The sequence below is a fragment of the Stenotrophomonas sp. 22LJNL06-5-1 genome (assembly GCF_056861455.1).
The window spans coordinates 26,615-48,421 of sequence record NZ_JBSPUE010000004.1; the positions used below are offsets into that span (position 1 = coordinate 26,615).

The following is a 21,807-nucleotide window of genomic DNA, read 5'->3' on the forward strand; positions in this document are numbered from 1 at the left end:
CTCTACAAACGGCCGTCAGCCTTCGCGGGCGACCTGGAAACCGGCGAACGACTGGCTGACCGGCATCAGCTCCAGGCGATTGATGTTCAGGTGCGGCGGCAGGCTGGCCACCCAGAAGATCTGTTCGGCGATGTCTTCGGCGGTCATCGGGTTGGCGCCGGTATAGAGCTTGTCCGACGCCGCCTGGTCGCCATGGGTACGCACCACGGTGAACTCGGTCTCGGCCATGCCCGGCTCGATCGTGGTCACGCGCACGCCGGTGCCGTGCAGGTCCGAGCGCAGGCCCAGCGAGAACTGGCTGACGAAGGCCTTGGTGCCACCGTAGGCGTTACCGCCCGGGTACGGATAGACGCCGGCCACCGACGAAATGTTGATGATCGCGCCCTTGCGCTCCACCAGCTGCGGCAGCAGGCGGTGGGTCAGGGTCACCAGCGCGGTGATGTTGGTGTCGATCATCGTGGTCCAGTCCGACAGCTTGGCGCTCTGTGCCGGCGCGGTGCCCTGCGCCAGGCCAGCATTGTTGACCAGCAGATCGATCTCGCCGAAGGCCGGCGGCAGTGCCAGCAGCGCGGCTTCCATCGCGACCGGATCGCGGATGTCGAAGGCGGCCGCATGCACCACGTCCTTGCCGTAGCGCTCGACCAGCGGCTGCAGGCGTTCACTGCGGCGGCCGGTGGCGATCACCTTCCAGCCTGCCTGGGCGAAGCGGTGGACGGCGGCGGCGCCGAAGCCGGACGTGGCGCCGGTAATCAGGACAGTGCGGGTCATCAGGCAACTCCAGGGGGAAAACCAGACCCCCATTCTGGCACCGTCGGCCGGGGGTTGCGTTGCCTGATCGGCCAGATCCGGCCCCGCCTGCCGGGGTGACCGGTACAATTGGGCCATGATCAACAACGATGTCCTGCGCAGCGTGCGCTACTCCCTGGACCTGGGCGACCACCACGTGGTCACCCTGTGCCAGATGGCCGACCCGGCCTTCGCCGTGGATCCCGAACAGGTGAAGGCCTGGCTGCGCCGCGAGGACGAAGCCGGTTTCGAAGCGATGAGCGACAGCGCGCTGGCGCACTTCCTCGACGGCCTGATCGTGCACCTGCGCGGTCGCGACGAGAGCCAGCCGCAGCGCGCGGTGGAAACCCGCATCGACAACAACCTGGTGCTGAAGAAGCTGCGCGTGGCGTTCCAGCTGCGCGACGTCGATCTGATGGAGATCTTCGCCAGCGCCGGTTTCAACGTGTCCAAGTCGGAAGTGGGCGCGCTGTTCCGCCAGCCCGGGCACACCAACTACCGGCGTTGCCTGGACCAGATGCTGCGCAACTTCCTCAAGGGCCTGAGCCTGCGCCTGCGCGGCTGAGCACGGCCTCGACGAACGCCCGCGCCGCCGGTGTCGGCAGCCGCTGCCAGACCAGGTGCACGCGGCGGGTCGGGGTTGGCTGCAGAGGAATCTGCACCACGCTCTGGAAGCCTTCGGCGATCAACGCCGGCACGATGCCAACCGCCAGCCCATGGCGGACGAAGCGCTCGATCAGTTCCATCAGATTGACCTCGAAGCGCACCGTGTGCGGCAGGCCAGCGGCGGCGAAGGCATCGTCGGTCTGCCGCCGCGCACCGGTGCCGCGCGGGAAATCGACCAGCGCCTCGTCCTGCAGTTCGGTCAATGGCAGCCGCTTGCGCCGGGCCAAGCGATGCGACGGCGCCAGCACCGCCACCAGGTCTTCTTCCAGCAGCATCTGGTGGCAGACCCCGTCCAGGCCGGCCGAGGGTGACAACCCGACCAGCGCCACATCCAGGTCACGCGACTGCACCTGCGCGATCAGGTCCTCGCTCTTGTCGACCCGCAGCTGGAACTCCACCTGCGGGTGTGCCTGCTGAAAAGCTGCCAGCATCGCCACCACATCGATATCGGTCAGCGAGGAGATCTGCCCGATCGCCAGCAGACCACGCACCTCGCCACTGACCGCGGCCACGTCGGCGCGCAGGTGACGCAGGCTGACCAGCACCTGGCGTGCGTGCACCAGCAGCGCCTCACCCGCTGCCGTCGCCCGCACCTGCCGCGGCAGGCGCTCGAACAGGGGCGTGCCCAGTTCCTGCTCCAGGTAGGCAATCTGGTGGCTCAACGCGGACTGCACCACATGGCAGCGTTCGGCGGCACGGGTGAAATTGCCCTCCTCGGCCAGGGCGACGGCAAATTCAAGCTGCTTGAGATTCATCCAACTATCTTGTTTCAAGATGACATGGATGATGATGATTCATTTCCATCATGACCGCAGCAGGCGGACACTGTGCACCCCGCTTTCTGGAACACCGCGTGAGTCCGTCCCTCCCCCCTCTGCACCGCTGGCAGGTGCTGCTGATGTCGGTGGCTACCGGCGTGGCCGTGGCCAGCAACTACTATGCGCAGCCGCTGCTGCACACCATTGCCGATGCCTTCGGTGTGCCATTCGGCCAGGTTGGCATGGTGGTCACTGCCGCACAGCTGAGCTATGCCGCCGGACTGATCCTGCTGGTGCCGCTGGGAGACCTGTTCGAACGCCGCCGCCTGATCGTGGTGATGAGCCTGCTGTCCGCCGGCGGGCTGGTGATCAGTGCCTGCGCGCCGTCGCTGACCTGGCTGCTGGTGGGCACCGCGATCACCGGCCTGTTCTCGGTGGTGGCACAGGTGCTGGTGCCGTTCGCCGCTACGTTGGCCGCGCCGGAACATCGCGGTCGCGTGGTCGGCACGTTGATGAGTGGCCTGCTGCTGGGCATCCTGCTGGCACGTACCGTGGCCGGCCTGCTTTCCAGCCTGGGCGACTGGCGGCTGGTGTACGCGATCGCCGCCGGCACCCTGGTGCTGACCGCACTGGCACTGCAGCGCGGCCTGCCGCGCTTCCACCACAGCGCCGGCCTTGGCTACTTCGCATTGCTGCGCTCGATCGGCGTGCTGTTCGTGCAGGAGCCGGTGCTGCGCCAGCGCACGCTGCTGGGCGCCTGCAGCTTCGCCATGTTCGCGATCTTCTGGACGCCACTGGCGTTCCTGCTGGCACAACCGCCCTACGCCTACAGCGACGCCACCATCGGCCTGTTCGGACTGGTCGGTGCCGCCGGTACGCTGGCGGCCGGCCTGGCCGGCCGCATGTCCGACCGCGGCCAGACCGGACGTGCAACCGCCATCGCGCTGGTGCTGTTGCTGCTCTCGTGGCTGCCGCTGGGGCTGTCGGCACACTCGCTGCTGGCGCTGCTGGTCGGCGTAGTGGTGCTGGATCTGGCCGCGCAGCTGCTGCACGTCAGCAACCAGAACCTGATCTATGCGCTGCAGCCTGCGGCACGCAACCGCCTCAATGCCGGCTACATGACCGGCTACTTCATCGGCGGTTCGCTGGGTTCGCTGCTGTCGGCACAGGTCTACCAGCGCTTCGGCTGGACCGGCGTCTGCGTGGCCGGTGCCGCCGTGGCCGTGCTGGCACTGCTGCTGTGGCTGCCCGGCGCGCTGCGCGCGCGCCAGGCCTCGGCTGCCAACTAGAAGCTGCCCTGCAGTGCCAACTCCCATCGGCCACCGGCGTTGCCCGGGAACAGGCGCTTGGCCGCGTTGTCGGTGTCATGCACGGTGGCGCGCAGCTCCCATGCCGGGGCCAGCGTGGCGACGGCACTGAGCTGTCCATGCAGGTAGTCCGGCCCCTGCGCGGTGGCCAGCCAGTACTGGCCCACCGCGGCTTCCAGGCGGAAGCGCTCGTGCAGCGGCACACGCACGCCCAGCTGGGCATAGGTACCACGATGGCCACCGGCCAGCGCGTCGTTGGAATGCGCGACCTGCAACCAGGCGCGCTGCTTCCAGGTCACGGTGGTACTGAGTTCGGTCCAGTCCAGCGCGCGGCCAGTGCCCGGGTACACGTAGCGGGTCAGGTTGGCATCCAGTGTCCAGTCCGGGGCCAGCGCACCGGACCAGCCCGCCACCAGATCGAACTCGCTGCGCGCGCCGTTGTCCGGCTTGAACGAAACGTTGGAACCCCACACGCTGGCGTACCAGCCCGATGGGATCGAAACCTTCGCGCCCGCCTGCACCGCCGGGTCGCCGTCGCTCTGCGAGCTGCCGCGCCACACGTAGTCACTGGTCAATGCGGCACTGCCACTGACCTGCACCTGTGCCTGCGCGCTGCCGATCCCGAGCAGCCCTGCCAGGGCGGCCACCACCGCCGCCATCATCCCCTTGCTGTTCACTGCACTGTGTTCCTCGTCGAAGGCGGTCATGCCGCCGGGAACGCAGTGTCGAGGCGGTGGCCGTAACGGATCGAGGGTGCTACCGGGCCCGTGGCGCAAATTCGGCGTAAATCCCGTGAATCGGGGCCACATGCCAGCAGCGCGGTATCATGGCGCCCTGTTTCCAGGAACCAACCGCGTGGACGCTATCCTGACCCCGGTATCGATCGGCGAGCTGATCGACAAGATCACCATTCTCCAGATCAAGGCCGAGCGCATCGACGATGCGGCCAAGCTGGCCAACGTGCGCACCGAACTGGACGGCCTGCTGCCCTTGTTGCAGCAGCAGCTGCAGGCACAGCCGGCCCTGGCCGCGCTGCAGCAGCAGCTGAAGGCGATCAACGAGCGCATGTGGGACATCCAGGACCAGCTGCGCGACAAGGAAGCGGCCCAGGTGTTCGACGATGCGTTCATCCAGCTGGCACGCGGTGTCTATGGCACCAATGGCGAGCGCGTGCAGGTGAAGAACGAGATCAACCGTGTGGCCGGTTCGGCGCTGGTGGAAGAGAAGCAGTACCAGGGCGAATAAGCCCGCTCATCCGCATTCGAGCAGGTGCCGGATGCGGAACAGCTCACCATCGCTGTGGATGCCCAGCTTCTCGTAGGCCGTCCGCTTCTGCGTGCTGACCGTACTGGCCGTGCGCCCGAAGCGCCGCGCCACCTCCCCGGTGGTGCAGCCCTGCAGGACCAGCCGCAGCACCTCGCGCTCACGTCGGCTCAAGGGCGTGAGCACCGGCGCCGGTGTGCGCCGCATGCGCGATCGGCTCAACTGCGTGCGCAACTCCGGGGGCACGAAGCGGCCCCCACGCGCCAGTACGTCAACTGCGCGCCGCAGCATCTCCGGCGTGGTTCCCTTGGACAGAAAGCCGCGCGCGCCGGCCTGCATCGCCATGGTCACCGTGCTGGCATTGCAGTGCGCAGACAGCACCAGCACCGGCAGCAGCGGCCAGCGCCGCGACAACAGCCGCAACAGGGACAGGCCCTGTTCGGGTCCGCACGGCGCCAGCAGGTCGATCAACAACAGGTCGATGCCATCCGGCTGGCGCTGCAGCAGATCGAGCAGATCACCTTCGCGGGTGAAGCTGCCACAGACCTGCACGCCACCGTGCTGGCAAAGCACCACCTCCACCCCCAGACGCAGCACGGGATGCGGCGCCAGCATTGCCAGGCGGCGGGGCCGATCGAGGGGCAGAGCGGGAACGGCAGGCGGCATCACACGGATCCGACGATACGAAGTGCCCACCGTAGGCCCGCGCCGGGAGCAGCGGAATCCAATTTATTGCAACGCAGCAGCGGCCCCGGAACATGCTCAGCTGCGGTTTCGGGTCGTCACAACGCAACAGGCCCGGCATGGGCCGGGCCTGTCGAGGCATCTTCAGCGCGCACGCGCGCCGAGGAAGCAATTACCAGCTGAAGCGCGGGCCGACGGTGTATTCCTTGTCGCCGTCGCGGTTCATCTTCAGCTCGCCGTTCAGGCCCCAGTTCTGGTTCAGCTTGACCTGACCACCCAGGCGGCCGTACCACTGGCCTTCCGGATTGATGCCGTGCTTCTTCGAGAAATCTTCGTAGCCGACCATGCCGTAGACTTCGGCGTGGGCACCGAAGGCGGTGCGGATACCGGCTTCAGCGCTGTAGCCGTTGAAGTCCAGGCCGTGCTTCTGGTCGCGCTTCTGGTAAGCAACGCGGGCAACGAAGTCGGTGGTCGGAGCGATTTCAACGTTGTAGCCGGCGCCGATCTTCCACTGGTCCAGCTTGATGTTGGTGTGGTCGATTTCCTGACGGCTGTACTCACCGAAAGCGTGGAAGTTCGGCAGGAAGCCGTACGAACCCTTCACGCCCCAGCCGTCGGCCTTGAACGCGTCGATGTCGGTCTTGGCGTAGTCGGCTTCGGCGTAGTTGTACGACAGGTTCTCAGCAGCCGAGGCGGTGAACGGCAGGGCAGCGGCCAGGGCCAGAGCAATCAGCGAATTCTTCATGGGGGTACACCTTTACTTTCTTATGGTGTGCAGCAGCGCCAGGGCGCCATCGCATCGGGAATGTAAATTCTCCGTTATTCGCCACAACGCTCCCTGAAAACAGCGGTCTTCGCATTGCTGAATTTTTTGGCTTGATTCAGGCTGTCTCTGGCATACGCGCGCGGTGCGCGTGCATTTGTGATTCGTCGTCGATTGCAACAGGAGGTTGCCTTGCACGTTTCCGATCCGCTGCTGATGCCTGTTCGCGCCGCGCTCCTGGCCTGCGCGGCTCTGTTCCCGATCCACGCTGCGCACGCGCTGCAGGCGGCTGACTACCAGCGCGCTGAACGCGTGCATGACAGTCATCTGCGCGGTGCGCTGCGCAATGCTTCGGTCCTGCCCCACTGGCTGGCCGATGGGCGCTTCTGGTACGAACGCGAAGACACACAGGGCCGGCGCCAGGCGGTACTGGTCGATCCCGTCCAGGCTACGCGCCAGATCCTGTTCGAACCCGATGCGCTGGACACTGCAGTTGCACCTCTCGGTGCCGGCGGGCCACGCCTGCGCTTGAACCGCGTGCAGGTCCTGGATGATGGCCTGCGCCTGCAGTTCAACGGCGAGGCGGCGATCAACTGCCAATGGCCACGCCTGCAGTGCACGGCCGCGCAACAGGCGTCGCCGCCAGCCGATGCATTGCCTTCGCCCGGGGCTGACGCCTGGCTGCAGGTACGCGATCACAACCTGTGGCTGCAGCGCTCTGGAGGAACGGCGCCGCAGGTACTGACCCACGGCGGTGAAACCGGTCATGGCTATGGCGTACTGCCGGACTTCACCCTGCGCGGCATTCCACGTCGCCAGGGCAGGATGCCAGCACGACCGTTCGCGGTGAGCTGGTCCCCCGATGGCCGCTACGTGGCCGGCATCCGCTACGACGAACGCGCGCTGCAGGACTACCCCTATCTGGAAAGCAGCCCGACCCACAGCGCGCGGCCGCGCGTGCATACCGTGAAGCTGGGTGTGCTGGGCGATGCACAGCAGGTCCGCGACAGCCTGTATGTGATCGATATCCTCAGCGGCAGGCAGCATGACATCGTGCTGCCCGAGGGCTGGAACACGCTCAGTGAGGCCGGCATCCTGGGTTGGGACGGTGATCGGTTGTATGCCGTGATCGCGCACTTTGGCACACCGCGCAGGCTGCGCCTGGTGGAGATCAATGCCAACAGCGGTGCATTGCGTACGGTTCTGGAAGAAGCCAGCGACACTCGCCTGCAGCTCAACGTGTATTCCTACAACCGGCCCGCGGTGGCCATCCTGCCCGGGCAGGACACCGCCGTGTGGTTCTCGCAGCGCGATGGCTGGGGCCATCTGTACCGGGTGCGCCTGTCCGATGGCAAGGTGCTGCGCCAGCTCACCCGCGGCAAATGGGTGGTGCGTGACCTGCTGGGTGTGGACTCTGCGGGTGGCTGGGCGTACTTCAGCGCCGGTGGCGTCGACGGTGGCGACCCCTACGTGCGCGGCCTGTACCGGGTATCGCTGCAGGGCGGCCCGGTCCAGCGCCTGGCCGCCGATGGCAACGACCACATGGCCGATGCCGGTACCGGCGCGCTGTTCGGCGCGCGCGCCCCCCAGGCGCTATCGCCTGGTGGTGGCTATCTGGTAGATACCGTTTCCCGTCTCGACCAGCCACCACGCACCGTGCTGCGGGCCAGCGATGACGGCCGTGAAGTGATGGTGCTGGAAACAGCCGATGACAGCGCGATCGTTGCTGCCGGCTGGCGTCCACCACGGCGCGAGCGGCTGCTGGCCGCCGATGGGCGCACGCCGATCTTCGCCACCGTCTACCTGCCCCGTGACTATCGCGATGACGGCAGCTTCCCGGTGATCGATGCGATGTACGGTGGTTCCTTCATCAGCAATGCGCCGGTGACCTACGCCGAGGCGGTGTCTGCCTTGAACCCGGTGTCACGCGCCAGCCTGGCCGAACTCGGCTTCATGGTGGTCAGCATCGATGCGCGCGGCACCGGTGGCCGCGACAAGGCGTTCCATGACAGCAGCTTCCTGCACGCCGCCGATGTGCAGCTGGATGACCATGTGGCCGCGCTGCGCCAGCTGGGCGAACGCTACCCGGGCATCGAGCTGCAGCGGGTCGGCATCTACGGGCATTCGTTCGGCGGCTACAGTGCAGCGCGCGCCCTGCTGCGCTATCCGGCGCTCTACAAGGTGGGCGTGGCCTCGGCCGGCAGCCACAATTTCCAGGGCATGTACGGCGGCGCCCTGCACGGCATGGACCGGCTGTTCGGTGGCGTGCTGCCAGCTACGGCCATGGCCGATGGCGTGCCGGCGCCCTTTGCCGGGCTCGACAATGCGGCACTGGCCGGCAACCTGCGCGGGCATCTGCTGCTGGTCTATGGCGAATTGGACGAGAACGCGCCACCGGCGCTGACCCTGCAGCTGGCCGCCGCCCTGAACAAGGCCCAGCGCCGCTACGACCTGCTGTACCTGGCCCGGCAGGACCACGAACTGTTCCGCAACGACGCCACCTACACGCACCGCATGTGGGACTACTTCGTGCGCCACCTGGCCGGCCAGCAGCCACCGGATACGGTGCTGGCACCGCTGCCCGGTGGCCCGGGCTGAACAGGCGCACACAGGATGTCGATCCCCGACGCCCTGGTTCGTCGGGTACTTGAAGGCCGTGCATGCGGCACGGTCCATCCGGAGGCAGGCAATGAGCTACATCGATGGTTTCGTCCTGGCGGTGCCCACCGCCAACAAGGAGAAGTTCCTCGCCCATGCACGCACAGGGGATCCCGTTTTCATCGAGTACGGCGCGCTGCGCGTGGTCGAGTGCTGGGGTGACGACGTACCGCACGGCAAGACCACCGATTTTTTCGGCGCGGTGAAAGCCACGCCGGATGAGACGGTGGTGTTTTCCTGGATCGAATGGCCGGACAAGCCGACCCGCGACGCCGGCATGAAGAAGATGATGGAAGACCCGAGGTTTGATCCGGCAACGAATCCGATGCCATTCGACGGCGCGCGGATGATCTACGGTGGCTTCGTGCCGATCTACGAACTGACCCGCTGAACCGGGCGGACGTGCTCAGCGCGCGTCCGTTTCATCGCTGGCGGAGGCATGGCCGGCGCCCAGTGCGGCGCCGGCGCCGAGGCCCACACCGCCCGTGCCGGCCCCCATTCCGCCACCGCCACCGCCGCCTCCACCCGCACGACCGCCCTTGGCATCGCCGTCGTTGCGGCCCTTGCCACCGCCACTGGCACCGCCCGGCCGGGTCGGCCCCTGCGGCGGTATCTGCAGGTCGGCCGGAATCGGCGCCAGGTCCAGCGCTTCGCGCACGAAGTCGCGCAGCGAGACCACCAGTTCGTGGGTGTGCACCGGTCGCCCCTGTGCAAGATCGTTGGCAGCGCGCGCAGCCAGCCGCACCTGTTCGTCGGTGCCCAGCAGCAGGATGTCCGACAGCGCCGCTTCAACGGCATCGCGGATGCGGCGCGCGCGATCCGAGCGGGGTTCGGCAATGCCTTCGGCATCTTCGCGCTGGCGCAGGTCACGGCGGTGGCTGGGATCCACGCCCAGTTCACCGGTGAACGAACCGCCCAGGGTCTTGTAGGCCGCCATCAGCGTGCGCAGCCGCTCGTTGATCTGTCGGTTCTCGCGCTCGCGGCGCTGCTGCAGGGTCTGCATCACCAGCAGGCGGATGCCCACGCCCAGCAGGGTGATCAGGACCAGGCCGGCCAAGGTGGACAGCACGCCCTGCCAGGAACTGAAGTCGATACCACGCATGCCCGGGGCTCCGGCGGGAAGAACCTGCATCTTGCCCCAGACCGCGCCCCAGAAACGCGAAAGGCCCCACCACCCGGTGGGTGGCAGGGCCTTCGGTCACGGCGCGATTACTTGCGCTTGGCGACCTTGCGCACGGCCTTCTTGGCCGGAGCCTTCTTGGCGGCGGCCTTCTTCAGCGGGGCAGCCTTCTTGGCAACCGTCTTGCGGGTGGCGGCAACCTTCTTGCCAACTGCCTTCTTGGCAACAGCGGTCTTCTTGCCGACAACCTTCTTGGCAGCCGCGGTCTTCTTGCCGACGGCCTTCTTGGCCACAGCAGCCTTCTTGCCGACAACCTTCTTGGCGGCGGCGGTCTTCTTGGTGGCGACCTTCTTGGTGGCGGCAACCTTCTTGCCGACAACCTTCTTCGCAGCCACGGCCTTCTTGCCAGCGACCTTCTTGGCGGCGACGGTCTTCTTGGCCACAGCCTTCTTGGCGGTGGCGACCTTCTTGCCGACAACCTTCTTGGCGGCCGCGGTCTTCTTGGCAACGGTCTTCTTCGCGACGGCAGCCTTCTTGGTGGCAGCCTTCTTCACGGTAGCGACCTTCTTGCCGGCAGCCTTGGTGGCAGCCTTGGTGGTCTTCTTGGCAGCGGCGGCCTTCTTGGTCACAGCCTTGCCTGCAGCCGCCTTCTTCTTGGCCACTTCCTTCTTCAGGGCAGCGGCTTCGGCCTTGGCGTTCTTCTTGGCGGCTTCCAGCTTCTTCTTGGCGTTGGCAACAGTCTTGCCGACCGACTTGGCAGCCTTTTCGGCCTTCTTGGCAACGGTCTTCTCGACCTTGGCCACAGCCTTCTTGGCCTTGGCAACGCGGGTACCGGCAGCCTTGGTGGCGCGCTTGACGGTCTTCTTGACCGACTTCACTGCGTCTTCGGCAGCGTGGGCGATGGTCTCGCCAACGTTGGTGGCGGTTTCTTTGACGTTCTCGACGGCGTCGGTCACGACCGACACACCATTACCGTTGCTCATGTTGCCCTCCTGCGGGCCTTAAGTATCAAAACGGGGCGATGCTATACCGACATTGACGATCGTGGAACGGGGCATGTGCCAGCAATCGCATCTGCTGCGACGGCGATGGTGTAGCCGAGCACCCTCACCAGCACAGCGGGTTGACAGGAAACCCCTTTTTTTCAGTGCTGCGCCGCACGATCCGGGTGGCGGCAGATGCTGCCTGCGCGCACCTGCCCGAATGCGGCGAAAGGCGTGCGATATGGCGCATCGCGGCACCAGGATGCGCAGAACTGCGCAAGTATCGGCCTGTATCCACACGCGCTTCGGCCGACGTCGGCACGTTGAGAAGCACGCCCGATGTTGTCGCCACCGCCCCACAGAGGGCGATGCCGAACCGCGTTCCGGGCGCCGGGTTTTCATGGCGCATTTATCCAGATCGCGACACACTCATTCAGCTTGTTTTACCGTAGGGCCGAACCGCCCCCACCCACGCCAGCGAACCGACTCCCATGCGACCGCTTCCCACCCTGCTCACGCTCGCAATCGCCGCCGCCTTCGGTGGCTTCGTTGCCACCGGCATCAATGCCCACCTGGGCAACCGTGCCGACGCCGCGCCGCTGCCAGCGGTACTGCCGACGACGGCGGCATTGCCGGCCTCGGCAGCCGGACAGGCGGTGCCGTCGCTGGCACCGATGCTGGAAAAGGCGATGCCGGCAGTGGTCAGCGTCAACACCAAGCAGGTGGTGCGCGTACGCAATCCCTTCTTCAACGACCCGTTCTTCCGCCGCCTGTTCCCGGACATCCCGCAGGAACGCATCAACGAATCGCTGGGTTCGGGCGTGATCATCGACGCCAAGGAGGGCCTGGTGCTGACCAACCACCATGTCATCGACAACGCCGATGACGTACAGGTGACACTGGCCGACGGGCGCACGGTCAAGGCCGAGTTCCTCGGTTCGGACCGCGATACCGATATCGCGCTGATCCGCATTCCGGCGCAGAACCTGACCGACATCAAGCTCGGCAACAGCGACCAGCTGCGCGTGGGCGACTTCGTGGTGGCGATCGGCAATCCGTTCGGCTTCAGCCAGACGGTCACCTCGGGCATCGTCTCGGCGGTAGGCCGCAGCGGCATCCGCGGGCTGGGCTACCAGAACTTCATCCAGACCGATGCATCGATCAACCCGGGCAACTCGGGTGGCGCACTGGTCGATCTGCAGGGCCAGCTGGTCGGCATCAATACCGCCAGCTTCAACCCGCAGGGCAGCATGGCCGGCAACATCGGCCTGGGCCTGGCGATTCCCTCCAACCTGGCACGCAGCGTGGTCGACCAGCTGGTCAAGCACGGCGTGGTGGTGCGCGGCACGCTGGGCGTGGAAAGCCAGAACCTGACCGCGCAGATCGCGCAGGGCCTGGGCCTGGGCGAAACCCGCGGCGCGCTGGTCACCCGCGTGCTGGCCGGTTCGGCCGCTGCGACTGCCGGCCTGAAGCCGGGCGACGTGGTGGTCTCGGCCAACGGCCAACGCGTGGACAGCGCCGAAGCCCTGCACAACGTGGAAGGCCTGGCCGCGGTCGGCAGCGCACTGACGCTGGACGTACGCCGCGAAGGCAAGCCGCTGCAGATCAAGGCAACGCTGAAGGAACAGGCGCGCGCGGTCACCGGTGAGAGCCTGGACCCGCGCCTGACCGGGGCCACCTTCGTCGACCTGCCCGAGTCGCTGCGCCAGTCCGGTGTCGGCGGCGTGCTGGTCAGCGAGGTCAAGCGCGGCAGCCGCGCGGCCACCAACGGCCTGCAGCAGGGCGACATCATCACCGATGCCACGGTGGGCGAATTCGCCGACCTGGCCAGCTGGCGCGCCAACTTCCAGCAGCGCCCGCCGACCCTGGTGATACGCGTGCTGCGCAACAATGGCCAGCAGCAGGGCCAGCTCGTGATGCGCTGATCGCCCTGCCGTAACACCCCCTATACCCCGGCAATGCTATTGCTGTCAGTCCAGGTCGGCACCGCCGACACCCGTTCCCCCATCGCAACAGGAGTGATTCGATGAGCCCCACCAATACCGAGAACCTGAAGGAACACCTGGGTGAAGCCGGTTCCCACCTGAAGCAGGCCGCGTCGGCCGCCGGCGGTGCGATCAAGGGTGCAACCGGCGCAGCCGGCGACGAACTGCGTATCGGCAAGGCCAACGTCAAGGCTGAACTGTCCGACAGCGCGCTGTCCGGCCTGGCCGCCGCCGAATTCGGTGGTGCCGCCGCCAAGGAACAGGTCGACGCGCTGATGGACAAGGGCAAGGATCTGATCGACAGCGCCGCTGAGCTGATCCGTGAACGTCCGTTGGCCTCGTTCGGTGTTGCCTTCGCTGCCGGCTGGATCATCGCCAAGCTGGCCCGCGGCAGCAGCGACAAGTAAGCCGCGGCGTGAGCGAAGACAACGCGCAAGCCCCTGATCCAGCGGCCACCCCGCCGCTGGATGAGAGCATCCGACAGGTCGGTGCGGCCGGTCGTGCCGCTGCCGATTCGGCCAAGTACACGCTGCGCTCGCTGCGCCGGTTGGCCTCGGCCGACTTCGCGATGGCACGCAGTGCGTTCGGTCGTGCGCTGGCCTGGGCTGGCGTGGCGATCGTGTTCGGTGCCTCGGCCTGGTTGCTGATGGCCGCCACCCTCATCGCCCTGCTGCAGAGCTGGGGCCTGAGCTGGCTGCAGGCCCTGCTGATCACCTCGCTGCTGAGCCTGGCCGTCACCGGTTATGCGATCTGGCGGGTGTCCTACTTCTTCCACCACACCGGCATGCACGCTACCCGGCGCCAGCTGTCACGCCTGGGCCTGTTCGACGAGCCCAGCGAAGACGATCCCGATGCCGAGGTGCAGCTGCCCGAGGGCAAGCCATGAAGTTCGGCGCGCTGCAACGGCGGGTGAAACGCTGCGAACAGGTGGTGACGGTTCGCCTGGGCGAAACCCAGGACCACTGGTCCACGCTCAGCGACGTCTGGCGAAAAGGCTGGTCGCCGCTGCGCATCGTGGTGGTCGGCCTGGCCGGTGGCTTCATCGCCGGCAAGCTGGAAGTGCCGGGCAAGGTCAACGGTGCCCGCTGGCTGCAGATGGTGGGTTCGGTCTCGAACCTGTTCGCCAGTGCGCAGGCGGCGTTCGCCACGGCGATGGCGGCGCAGGCCGCAGCCAGCGCCGACGACGCGGCCGAAGAAGCCGACGATGCCAGCGAACAGGCACAGGCGGCGGCCTCCGCTGCCGACGCACGGCCGGCACCGGCACCACGCTCCGTGCCGGAGCCAGAACCGGAACTGGACCTGCGCGGACCGCGTCCGGCCGAAGCGGCCACCGAGCTGTCCGAACGTTGATCCATGGAATCCGCCGCGCCGATCGCGGCCGGCGGATAATGCGCTCCCCTTCCCGGTTGGTGCGTCGATGAGCGAGTCCCTCCTGTCCCCGTCACCGGCCGGCCCCGAACAACCGGAGGCACCGCTGCCGCCCCCCTCGCGCCCGCGCGGGCCGATGTCGCTGGTGGTGCTGGCGACCCTGGCGGTGGGCTACACGCTGTGGGCAGCGCAGGACATCATCCTGCCGGTGCTGCTGGCGATGTTCTTCGCGCTGGTCGGCAACCCGATCCTGCGCCTGCTGCAGAAGCTGTGGATTCCGCGTGCGCTGGGCGCACTGCTGATCCTCGGTGCCGGCCTGGGCGTGACCGGTTCGCTGGCGGTGCAGTTGATCGGCCCGGCAATGGAATGGGCACAGGAAGCACCGCAGCAGCTGCGCAAGATCGCCCGCCAGGTGCAGGACCTGACCAAGCCGGTGCAGCAGGCCAACCAGGCCGCGGAGAACTTCGCCCGCGTTGCCGGTGGCGACAGCAACCGCAAGGTGCAGGTGATCCGCGCCCAGCTCGACGACCCGTACCGCATGCTGACCCGTGCGCCGCGGCTGGCCGCCTCGGTGCTGGCGGTGGTGCTGCTGACCCTGTTCTTCATGATCTACGGGCAGAGCCTGCAGCGCGCGGCGATCGCGCTGTTCCCGAACCGCCAGCAGCAGCGCTTCACCAGCGACATCCTGCGTTCGATCGAGCGCGAGGTTTCGCGCTACGTGCTGACCATCAGCGTGATCAACACCCTGGTCGGGCTGGTGTTCGCCGGCGTGCTGATGCTGCTCGGCATCGGCCTGCAGGAAGCGTTGCTGTGGGGCACGGTGGCCGCGCTGCTGAATTTCGCTCCCTACGTGGGCCCGCTGATCGGCGTGGCGCTGATGCTGCTGATGGGCTTCGTCGAGTTCCGCGACCCGTTGCAGGCGCTGCTGCCGGCGGCCGCCTACCTGGGCCTGCACACCCTGGAAGGGCAGATGGTGACCCCCATCGTGCTGGGCCGGCGCATGAAGCTGTCGCCACTGGTGCTGATCCTGGCGCTGATGGTGTTCGGCTGGGCCTGGGGCATGATCGGGCTGCTGCTGGCGGTGCCACTGCTGGTCTGCATCAAGCTGGTGCTGGCACGGCTGGACGGCATGCAGGGCTGGGCACGCCTGCTGGAATGAAAGCCCGCGCGGGCAGGGGTAGAATGGCGGGGTGAATTTCCCCGTCCAAGCCATCACCCTCGACCTTGACGACACGCTGTGGCCGTTCGCTCCGATCGGCGCCCGCATCGACCTGGTCCTGCATGAGTGGATGCGTGAACACAGCCCCGCCACGGCCGAGATGTATCCGGTGGCGGCGATGCGCGAACTGCGCGAGCGCCTGTACCACGCCCATCCGCACCTCCATCACGACCTGAGCGCACTGCGCCGGCTGACCCTGCACGAAGCGCTGCACACCAGTGGTGCCAGCCTGGATCTGCTGGAGCCGGCGTATGAAGTGTTCTTCGCCGCGCGCAACCAGGTCGAGTGCTACCCCGATGCGATCGATGCGCTGGCGCGGATTGCCGCGCGGGTGCCGGTGGCAGCGCTGAGCAACGGCAATGCCGATCTGGAGCGGATCGGCCTGGCCCATCATTTCGTCTTCCAGCTGGGCGCGCGCGAACACGGCGCGGCCAAGCCGGAAGCGAGCATCTTCCACGCCGCCTGCACCCGACTGGGTGTTGCGCCGGCACAGGTACTGCACGTCGGCGACCACGCCGAGATGGACGTGGCCGGGGCGATCGCCGCCGGCCTGCGCGGCTGCTGGATCAACCGCGAAGCAGCCACCTGGACCCATCCGCAGCTGCAGCCGGACCTGCAGTTCGACACCCTCACCGGCCTGGCCGACTGGTTGGATGCCAACCTCGACGCTGCCGCACCCCGGAGTACCTGACGCATGAGCGAGATCACTGGATTCACCGCAGACACCGCCGCAGCACTGCCGCTGTACGTGCTGGACCGCGAGCAGTTCGCGGCCTGGAAGGACGGGCAGCCGGCCGCCACCCAGGCATGGCTGGCGTCGCAGGGCTTCACCGCCGGTGCCTTCACCACGGCGTTGCTGCCCGGCGCCGATGGCCTGGCCGGTGCGGTGATCGGTGTCGGTGATCGCGCCGATGCCTACAGCTATTCGCATGCCCCGCATGCCCTGCCGGAAGGCAGCGTGTGGCAGCTGGCCAGCGAACTGCCGGCCGCCGAACTGGCGCTGCTGCAGCTGGGCTGGGGCCTGGGCAGCTACCGCTTCGACCGCTATCGCAAGCGCCACCGTGCGCCGGCGCGCCTGGTGGCTGAGCCGACCGGCGAAGTGGCCGACCTGATCGCCGCCAGCCTGCGCGTACGTGACTGGGTCAACACCCCGACCGAAGACATGGGTCCGCAGCAGCTGGAAGACGCCGCGCGCGCGCTGGCCGATGCGCACGGCGCGCAGGTCGAGGCGATCACCGGCGATGAGCTGCTGAAGCAGAACTTCCCGGCCATCCACGCCGTCGGTCGTGCCTCGCACCGCGCACCGCGCCTGGTCGTGCTGCGCTGGGGCAAGGACACCGATCCGGCACTGGTGCTGGTCGGCAAGGGCGTGTGCTTCGATACCGGCGGTCTGGACATCAAGCCGGCCGACGGCATGCGCAACATGAAGAAGGACATGGGCGGCGCCGCGCATGCACTGGCCCTGGCCGGCCTGGTGATGGCACGCGGGCTGCCGGTACGGCTGACCCTGCTGGTGCCGGCGGTGGAAAACGCGATCGGCCCGGATGCGTTCCGCCCGGGCGAAGTGATCGCCACCCGCAAGGGCCTGAGCGTGGAGATCGACAACACCGACGCCGAAGGCCGCGTGATCCTGTGCGATGCACTGACCTTCGCCAGCGAGCAGAAACCGGACCTGGTGCTGGACTTCGCCACCCTCACCGGCGCCGCGCGCATCGCGCTGGGCCCGGATCTGCCGGCGCTCTTCAGCAATGACGACAGCGTGGCGCAGCAATGGCTGCAGGCCGGTGATGCGACCCGCGACCCGGTCTGGCGCATGCCGCTGTGGCGCCCCTACCTGCGTTACCTGACCAGCGGCATCGCCGATCTGGCCAATGCCGGTTCGCGCATGGCTGGTTCGGTGACCGCCGCGCTGTACCTGGAGCGCTTCCTGGAAGACGGCCAGCGCTGGGCGCATCTGGACGTGTACGCCTGGAATGATGGCGAACGCCCGGGCCGTCCGGCCGGTGGCGAAGCGCTGGCGCTGCGCTCGGCGTGGGCGATGCTGAAGCAGCGCTACAGCTGATCGGGTGGGTGCCGACCGTTGGTCGGCACGCCGTCCCCGCCAAATCTGACGAAAATTTGAATACCGGGCCTGGAAGGGTTCTGCGAGGATGTGTGCGTCGACCACCCACACGCTCCGTGAAGGCAGGAACCCGACCATGTCGCTCTTCCGCTACACCCGCGCCGGCCAGACACCGGGCGCACCGCGCAAGCATTCCCCCCTGCCCTGGATCGCACTGATCGCGCTCATTCTGGGCGCCGTCGCGCTGGCCTTCGCCTGGCTGGCCGGCTGGATCGGCGACCGCCTGACCGCGCAGCGCTTCACCGACACCATCGAAGCTACCGGCCCCGCCCATCCCGGGTTCCGTCGTGCGCACAGCAAGGGCATCTGCGTAAGCGGTTGGTTCGAACCCAGTGCGCAGGCCCCTACCCTGTCCAGCGCCCGCGTGTTCTCGCAGGCCCGTGTGCCGGTGATGGGCCGCTTGTCGATCGGCGGCGGTGATCCCTACGGCGCCGACAACACCGCACGCGTACGCAGCCTGGCGGTGCAGATGGTCAGCGATGACGGCCAGGAATGGCGGATGGCGATGAACAGCTTCCCGTTCTTCGCCGTGCCCAACGCCGAAGCCTTCTTCGAACAGACGCGCGCCTCCATTCCCGACCCGGCCACCGGCAAGCCCGACCCGCAGAAGATGGCGGCAGTGCTGGCCAAATACCCCAGTGCGCAGGCCTTCCAGCAGTGGGCCAAGACGGCACCGTGGACCAGCAGCTGGGCCGACACCACCTTCAACAGCGTCAACAGCTTCTGGTTCACCAATGCGCAGGGCCAGAAGCGCGCGGTGCGCTGGCGCTGGCAGCCGCAGGCGCCGGTGGTGGAAATGGAGGCGGAAACGCGCAAGCAGGCCAGCGTCGATTTCCTCAGCCAGGAACTGCAGCAGCGCCTGGCCAGCGGCCCGGTGCGCTGGAACCTGGTCGTGACCACCGCCGAGCCCGGCGATGCCATTGATGATCCGTCAGTGCCGTGGCCCGAGTCGCGTGATCAGGTGGTGGCCGGCGTGCTCAGCCTGGACCGCATGCAGTCGCAGGAACAAGGCGCGTGCGGCCAGATCAACTTCGATCCGCTGATCCTGCCCAGCGGCGTGCGCGGTAGTGACGATCCGATCCTGGCCGCCCGCTCGGCGGTGTATTCGCAGTCCTTCAACCGCCGCGAACGCGAGCGCGCCACCGGCAACGTCGAGCAACCGAAGGAGGCCGCACGATGAGCACCGGCAACGGCCACTTCAACCTGCTGGCGCGGGTGCTGCACTGGTCCATGGCACTGATGATCATCGCCATGCTGTTCATCGGCGTGACCATGGTCGCCTCGCTGCATCTGCGACCGATGCTGATCGACCTGCACCGCCCACTGGGCATCGCCATCGGCGTGCTTGTGCTGCTGCGCCTGTACAACCGGCTGCGCCATCGCCCACCGCCGCTGCCTTCCGACCTGCCCGCCTGGCAGGTGCTGGCAGCGAAGGCCTCGCACTGGATGCTGTACGCACTGATGCTGGCGATGCCATTGATCGGCTGGGCGATGCTGTCGGCTGGCGGTTACCCGATCGTGCTGTGGGGTGGCCTGCATCTGCCGCCGATCGTGCCGCACACTCCGGCGTTGTATGCCGCGCTGCGTAATGCGCACAGCCTGCTGGCGTATGTGTTGTTCGCCACGGTGCTGATGCACGTGGGTGCGGCGTTGTTCCACCTGTGGGTACGGCGCGATGGCGTGTTCCAGGCGATGGCGCGCGGGAAGGATTGAGAGCGAGCTCCTCTGCGCCCACGCATGAGTGGCGCCGGGCCATGCCCGGCGGATCGTTTCCGCGCCCGCGGAGGGGTGTCACTTTCTTTGCGCGCAAAGAAAGTAACCAAAGAAACGCTCCGCCGGCCGCGAGCCGACGTGCTTTGTACGCCGGTGCCCTGCGCTCCTCGGTCCGTCAAGGGACGGTGCGGAAAGCCAGCCGACTAGCAGTCGGCTCTACAGGACAGCGGTGCCTCTTCGCCCTCGCCGGACCTGCGGTGCTCGGCTCGCTTGAAGGCGGACTGGAAGGGCAAGATCAACGGCTAGAGCATCCACGCATGGCGCGGTTCTACTGAGTGCAGCTGCGGCTTTTGCTCTTGGGTCCGCCTTGAGCGAGCCGAGCATCGCAGGGGAATCAGGGGCGCAGAGGCGCCGGTGTCTGAGCGAAGCGAGTTCGGCGCCGTCCCCTGATTCACCGAGAAGCGCAGGGAACCGGTGCGCAGCACCGGCTCGCGCTCTGGCGGCGTGTTTCTTTGGTTACTTTCTTTGCACGAGCAAAGAAAGTGACACCCACCCGCGGTCGCGGAAACGACATCACCGGGAACAGCAGGCCGCCCCTACAACCATCCCTTCTGCCTTGCCAGCCGGTACGCCTCGATCCGGTTGGCCACACCCAGCTTGCCGATGCACTCGGACAGGTAATTGCGCACCGTGCCGTGCGACAACCCCAGCTGTTCGGCGATCTCGCTGGCGGTACGGCCCTCGCCCGCCAGCCGCAGCACGCGGCGCTCGCGGTCGCTCAGCGGGTCGGCCTGCGACCACGCATCCAGCGCCAGCTGCGGGTCGATCGCACGGATGCCCTGTTTCACCTTGCGCAGGGCATCAGCCAGGTTCTCGGCCGGTGCGTCTTTCAGCAGGTAGCCCAGCACGCCCGCTTCCAGCGCGCGGCGCAGGAAGCCGGCACGGGCGAAGGTGGTCACGATCACCACCTTGATCGGCAGCTCATGGCGGGCGATGCGCTGCGCCAGCTCCAGCCCGGACAGGCCGGGCATTTCGATGTCAGTGACCAGGATGTCCGGCTGCAGCTGCTGCAGCATGCGCCACGCCGCCTCGCCGTCAGCAGCGCTGCCCAGCACCTCGATGTCAGGCTCCAGGCCCAGCAGCGCCGACAATGCACCGCGCACCATCGCCTGGTCTTCGGCCAGCAGGATGCGGATCATGCGGCACCATCCTGCGCCAGTGACGCTGGCGACAGCGACGTGGTCGCGGCCACCAGTGGCACGCGCACGGTCACTACCGTGCCTTCTCCGCGCGGCGACTGCAGTGACAACTGGCCGCCCAGCGCCATCGCCCGTTCGCGCATGCCACACAATCCATTGCCCTCGGCCTGTACGCCACCGCGGCCGTCATCGCGTATCTGCATCACCAACTGTCGTTCCTCAAGCATGAAATCCACCTGCACGCGGGTCGCCTGTGCGTGGCGCACGATGTTGGTCGCGGCCTCGCGCAGCACCAGCGCCAGCCCACGTTCCACGTCGACCGGCATCGGCGGCGGCGGCGTGTACTGCAGGTGTACCTGCTGGCACTCCAGCAGCAGGCGCGCCGATGCCAGCTCGCCGGCCAGGTCGCTGGCGCGGATGCCGGTCACCGCACTGCGCACCTGGGCCAGCGCCTCGCGGGCGATGGCCTCGGCCTCACCGATCTCCTGCCGTGCACGCGCGTCATCGCGGTCGTACAGCTTGCGTGCCAGTTCCAGCTTCAAGGTGATCAGCGAGAGGGTGTGACCGAGCAGGTCGTGCAGGTCGCGGCCGATGCGTTCGCGCTCGGCGGTGGTGGCCAGCCGCCGCACCTCGTCCTGGGACAGCTGCAGGGCAACGTCCCGTTGATGGCTCAAGGCTTCTACGTTCACCACCAGGCCGACGATGAACGACACGGCCGGCATCCACACCATGGCTTGCCACGGATAGCCGACGTAGAGCGCAGCGCCGCAGAACAACAGGTTCAGGCCGGTGAGCTGCAACAGGTACACCCACCAGCCGCCACGGCTGCTCATGCGGATCATCACGCAACCGAACACGAAGTAGCTCAGTCCCGACGGATACCACGGCAGCAGCACCAGAGCCATCAGGATCATGCCCAGCGCGTAGCGCCATGCGTGGTGCCGTGGCGCCAGCATCACCTTCGCATAGAGCAGCAGGAACAGCGGATAGCTGGCCACGGTCAGCAGCAGCCAGCGCACCGTGAAGCCGTTGCCGAGCACCGGGGTAAGGAAGATCCAGACCGACCACAGCAGGTGGATCGCACCACTCCAGGGCGACTTGCCACGCCTCAGCAGGTCGGCCACCGCCGAATCCGGTGCGGGGCGCAGCAGGGACGCAAGCCAGCTCGACGACACGGAAGAATCCAGGCGGGAATGATCGCTGCCGATCATGC

General features: G+C 67.3%; 23 protein-coding genes. 14 read left to right on the plus strand and 9 right to left on the minus strand.

Features of this window, described 5'->3' with window-relative positions; all coding sequences use genetic code 11:
• Window positions 1–15 precede the first annotated feature (15 nt).
• A complete protein-coding gene (locus tag AC13GF_RS10340) occupies window positions 16–768 on the minus strand; it encodes an SDR family NAD(P)-dependent oxidoreductase (protein WP_049448698.1) in 753 nt (250 codons plus the stop codon).
• A gap of 115 nt (window positions 769–883) precedes the next feature.
• On the opposite strand from AC13GF_RS10340, the gene AC13GF_RS10345 reads away from it, so the two are divergent.
• Entirely contained in the window at window positions 884–1,351 is a 468-nt protein-coding gene (locus AC13GF_RS10345) for a YehS family protein (protein WP_005411992.1), read from the plus strand.
• Here AC13GF_RS10345 and AC13GF_RS10350 read toward each other — a convergent pair.
• Window positions 1,320–2,207, minus strand: coding sequence for a LysR family transcriptional regulator (locus tag AC13GF_RS10350; RefSeq protein ID WP_483004543.1), 888 nt, complete (start codon window positions 2,205–2,207; stop codon window positions 1,320–1,322). The two genes, AC13GF_RS10345 and AC13GF_RS10350, sit on opposite strands and share 32 nt — an antisense overlap.
• A gap of 143 nt (window positions 2,208–2,350) precedes the next feature.
• Here AC13GF_RS10350 and AC13GF_RS10355 point away from each other — a divergent pair, with 143 nt between their 5' ends.
• Window positions 2,351–3,499, plus strand: coding sequence for an MFS transporter (locus AC13GF_RS10355; RefSeq protein ID WP_483004738.1), 1,149 nt, complete (start codon window positions 2,351–2,353; stop codon window positions 3,497–3,499).
• Here AC13GF_RS10355 and AC13GF_RS10360 read toward each other — a convergent pair.
• Complete coding sequence (locus AC13GF_RS10360; RefSeq protein WP_483004544.1) at window positions 3,496–4,224, minus strand: TorF family putative porin; 729 nt, start codon at window positions 4,222–4,224, stop codon at window positions 3,496–3,498. The genes AC13GF_RS10355 and AC13GF_RS10360 overlap by 4 nt on opposite strands.
• 100 nt (window positions 4,225–4,324) lie before the next feature.
• Here AC13GF_RS10360 and AC13GF_RS10365 point away from each other — a divergent pair, with 100 nt between their 5' ends.
• Window positions 4,325–4,762: a DUF6165 family protein gene (locus tag AC13GF_RS10365; RefSeq protein WP_049403467.1), complete on the plus strand. Its 438-nt coding sequence runs from the start codon at window positions 4,325–4,327 to the stop codon at window positions 4,760–4,762.
• A gap of 6 nt (window positions 4,763–4,768) precedes the next feature.
• On the opposite strand, the gene AC13GF_RS10370 is transcribed toward AC13GF_RS10365, so the two are convergent.
• Together AC13GF_RS10370 and AC13GF_RS10375 are read right to left on the minus strand one after the other, a co-directional pair.
• Complete coding sequence (locus AC13GF_RS10370; protein ID WP_483004545.1) at window positions 4,769–5,446, minus strand: response regulator; 678 nt, start codon at window positions 5,444–5,446, stop codon at window positions 4,769–4,771.
• Window positions 5,447–5,636: 190 nt separating this feature from the next.
• Complete coding sequence (locus AC13GF_RS10375) at window positions 5,637–6,209, minus strand: OmpO family porin (protein ID WP_032130335.1); 573 nt, start codon at window positions 6,207–6,209, stop codon at window positions 5,637–5,639.
• Between the two features lie 210 nt (window positions 6,210–6,419).
• On the opposite strand from AC13GF_RS10375, the gene AC13GF_RS10380 reads away from it, so the two are divergent.
• Together AC13GF_RS10380 and AC13GF_RS10385 are read left to right on the plus strand one after the other, a co-directional pair.
• Entirely contained in the window at window positions 6,420–8,825 is a 2,406-nt protein-coding gene (locus AC13GF_RS10380; protein ID WP_483004546.1) for a S9 family peptidase, read from the plus strand.
• 91 nt (window positions 8,826–8,916) lie between these two features.
• Window positions 8,917–9,276 carry a DUF1428 domain-containing protein gene (locus AC13GF_RS10385; protein WP_005407745.1) on the plus strand — a complete coding sequence of 120 codons (360 nt, stop codon included), beginning with the start codon at window positions 8,917–8,919 and terminating at the stop codon, window positions 9,274–9,276.
• A 15-nt stretch (window positions 9,277–9,291) separates the two neighbouring features.
• Here AC13GF_RS10385 and AC13GF_RS10390 read toward each other — a convergent pair whose 3' ends face one another.
• Both AC13GF_RS10390 and AC13GF_RS10395 read right to left on the minus strand, forming a co-directional pair.
• Window positions 9,292–9,987: a hypothetical protein gene (locus AC13GF_RS10390; protein WP_483004547.1), complete on the minus strand. Its 696-nt coding sequence runs from the start codon at window positions 9,985–9,987 to the stop codon at window positions 9,292–9,294.
• Window positions 9,988–10,094: 107 nt separating this feature from the next.
• Window positions 10,095–10,988, minus strand: coding sequence for a histone (locus AC13GF_RS10395; RefSeq protein WP_483004548.1), 894 nt, complete (start codon window positions 10,986–10,988; stop codon window positions 10,095–10,097).
• A 491-nt stretch (window positions 10,989–11,479) separates the two neighbouring features.
• Between AC13GF_RS10395 and AC13GF_RS10400 the strand changes: the two genes are divergently transcribed.
• From AC13GF_RS10400 to AC13GF_RS10440, 9 genes are all read left to right on the plus strand, one after another.
• The gene (locus AC13GF_RS10400) at window positions 11,480–12,913 is read left to right on the plus strand and encodes a Do family serine endopeptidase (RefSeq protein ID WP_483004549.1); all 1,434 of its coding nucleotides are present in this window, start codon (window positions 11,480–11,482) and stop codon (window positions 12,911–12,913) included.
• A 101-nt stretch (window positions 12,914–13,014) separates the two neighbouring features.
• A complete protein-coding gene (locus tag AC13GF_RS10405; RefSeq protein WP_032128158.1) occupies window positions 13,015–13,380 on the plus strand; it encodes a hypothetical protein in 366 nt (121 codons plus the stop codon).
• Between the two features lie 8 nt (window positions 13,381–13,388).
• The gene (locus AC13GF_RS10410) at window positions 13,389–13,859 is read left to right on the plus strand and encodes a phage holin family protein (RefSeq protein ID WP_483004550.1); all 471 of its coding nucleotides are present in this window, start codon (window positions 13,389–13,391) and stop codon (window positions 13,857–13,859) included.
• Entirely contained in the window at window positions 13,856–14,323 is a 468-nt protein-coding gene (locus AC13GF_RS10415; protein WP_126928214.1) for a protein sip-5, read from the plus strand. The genes AC13GF_RS10410 and AC13GF_RS10415 overlap by 4 nt, the downstream gene beginning before the upstream one ends.
• Before the next feature lie 67 nt (window positions 14,324–14,390).
• A complete protein-coding gene (locus AC13GF_RS10420) occupies window positions 14,391–15,500 on the plus strand; it encodes an AI-2E family transporter (RefSeq protein ID WP_483004551.1) in 1,110 nt (369 codons plus the stop codon).
• Window positions 15,501–15,531: 31 nt separating this feature from the next.
• Entirely contained in the window at window positions 15,532–16,251 is a 720-nt protein-coding gene (locus AC13GF_RS10425; protein ID WP_483004552.1) for an HAD family hydrolase, read from the plus strand.
• 3 nt (window positions 16,252–16,254) lie between these two features.
• The gene (locus AC13GF_RS10430; protein WP_483004553.1) at window positions 16,255–17,622 is read left to right on the plus strand and encodes a leucyl aminopeptidase family protein; all 1,368 of its coding nucleotides are present in this window, start codon (window positions 16,255–16,257) and stop codon (window positions 17,620–17,622) included.
• A 136-nt stretch (window positions 17,623–17,758) separates the two neighbouring features.
• Window positions 17,759–18,862, plus strand: coding sequence for a catalase family peroxidase (locus AC13GF_RS10435; protein WP_483004554.1), 1,104 nt, complete (start codon window positions 17,759–17,761; stop codon window positions 18,860–18,862).
• Window positions 18,859–19,395, plus strand: coding sequence for a cytochrome b (locus tag AC13GF_RS10440; RefSeq protein ID WP_075675584.1), 537 nt, complete (start codon window positions 18,859–18,861; stop codon window positions 19,393–19,395). Before AC13GF_RS10435 ends, AC13GF_RS10440 begins: the two co-directional genes overlap by 4 nt.
• Window positions 19,396–19,991: 596 nt before the next feature.
• Here AC13GF_RS10440 and AC13GF_RS10445 read toward each other — a convergent pair.
• Both AC13GF_RS10445 and AC13GF_RS10450 read right to left on the minus strand, forming a co-directional pair.
• A complete protein-coding gene (locus tag AC13GF_RS10445) occupies window positions 19,992–20,594 on the minus strand; it encodes a response regulator transcription factor (protein ID WP_483004555.1) in 603 nt (200 codons plus the stop codon).
• Window positions 20,591–21,805 (minus strand): sensor histidine kinase, encoded by a 1,215-nt coding sequence (locus AC13GF_RS10450; RefSeq protein ID WP_483004556.1) that lies wholly within the window; start codon window positions 21,803–21,805, stop codon window positions 20,591–20,593. The genes AC13GF_RS10445 and AC13GF_RS10450 overlap by 4 nt, the downstream gene beginning before the upstream one ends.
• Window positions 21,806–21,807: the final 2 nt, after the last annotated feature.

Coding starts and splice junctions, on each gene's coding strand:
- AC13GF_RS10360 (WP_483004544.1), bottom strand. CDS start 4,224: ATGACCGCCTTCGACGAGGAACACAGTGCAGTGAACAGCAAGGGGATG.
- AC13GF_RS10340 (WP_049448698.1), bottom strand. CDS start 768: ATGACCCGCACTGTCCTGATTACCGGCGCCACGTCCGGCTTCGGCGCC.
- AC13GF_RS10440 (WP_075675584.1), top strand. CDS start 18,859: ATGAGCACCGGCAACGGCCACTTCAACCTGCTGGCGCGGGTGCTGCAC.
- AC13GF_RS10370 (WP_483004545.1), bottom strand. CDS start 5,446: ATGCCGCCTGCCGTTCCCGCTCTGCCCCTCGATCGGCCCCGCCGCCTG.
- AC13GF_RS10430 (WP_483004553.1), top strand. CDS start 16,255: ATGAGCGAGATCACTGGATTCACCGCAGACACCGCCGCAGCACTGCCG.
- AC13GF_RS10400 (WP_483004549.1), top strand. CDS start 11,480: ATGCGACCGCTTCCCACCCTGCTCACGCTCGCAATCGCCGCCGCCTTC.
- AC13GF_RS10395 (WP_483004548.1), bottom strand. CDS start 10,988: ATGAGCAACGGTAATGGTGTGTCGGTCGTGACCGACGCCGTCGAGAAC.
- AC13GF_RS10390 (WP_483004547.1), bottom strand. CDS start 9,987: ATGCGTGGTATCGACTTCAGTTCCTGGCAGGGCGTGCTGTCCACCTTG.
- AC13GF_RS10450 (WP_483004556.1), bottom strand. CDS start 21,805: ATGATCGGCAGCGATCATTCCCGCCTGGATTCTTCCGTGTCGTCGAGC.
- AC13GF_RS10375 (WP_032130335.1), bottom strand. CDS start 6,209: ATGAAGAATTCGCTGATTGCTCTGGCCCTGGCCGCTGCCCTGCCGTTC.
- AC13GF_RS10385 (WP_005407745.1), top strand. CDS start 8,917: ATGAGCTACATCGATGGTTTCGTCCTGGCGGTGCCCACCGCCAACAAG.
- AC13GF_RS10445 (WP_483004555.1), bottom strand. CDS start 20,594: ATGATCCGCATCCTGCTGGCCGAAGACCAGGCGATGGTGCGCGGTGCA.
- AC13GF_RS10435 (WP_483004554.1), top strand. CDS start 17,759: ATGTCGCTCTTCCGCTACACCCGCGCCGGCCAGACACCGGGCGCACCG.
- AC13GF_RS10420 (WP_483004551.1), top strand. CDS start 14,391: ATGAGCGAGTCCCTCCTGTCCCCGTCACCGGCCGGCCCCGAACAACCG.
- AC13GF_RS10350 (WP_483004543.1), bottom strand. CDS start 2,207: ATGAATCTCAAGCAGCTTGAATTTGCCGTCGCCCTGGCCGAGGAGGGC.
- AC13GF_RS10345 (WP_005411992.1), top strand. CDS start 884: ATGATCAACAACGATGTCCTGCGCAGCGTGCGCTACTCCCTGGACCTG.
- AC13GF_RS10355 (WP_483004738.1), top strand. CDS start 2,351: ATGTCGGTGGCTACCGGCGTGGCCGTGGCCAGCAACTACTATGCGCAG.
- AC13GF_RS10415 (WP_126928214.1), top strand. CDS start 13,856: ATGAAGTTCGGCGCGCTGCAACGGCGGGTGAAACGCTGCGAACAGGTG.
- AC13GF_RS10365 (WP_049403467.1), top strand. CDS start 4,325: ATGCCAGCAGCGCGGTATCATGGCGCCCTGTTTCCAGGAACCAACCGC.
- AC13GF_RS10405 (WP_032128158.1), top strand. CDS start 13,015: ATGAGCCCCACCAATACCGAGAACCTGAAGGAACACCTGGGTGAAGCC.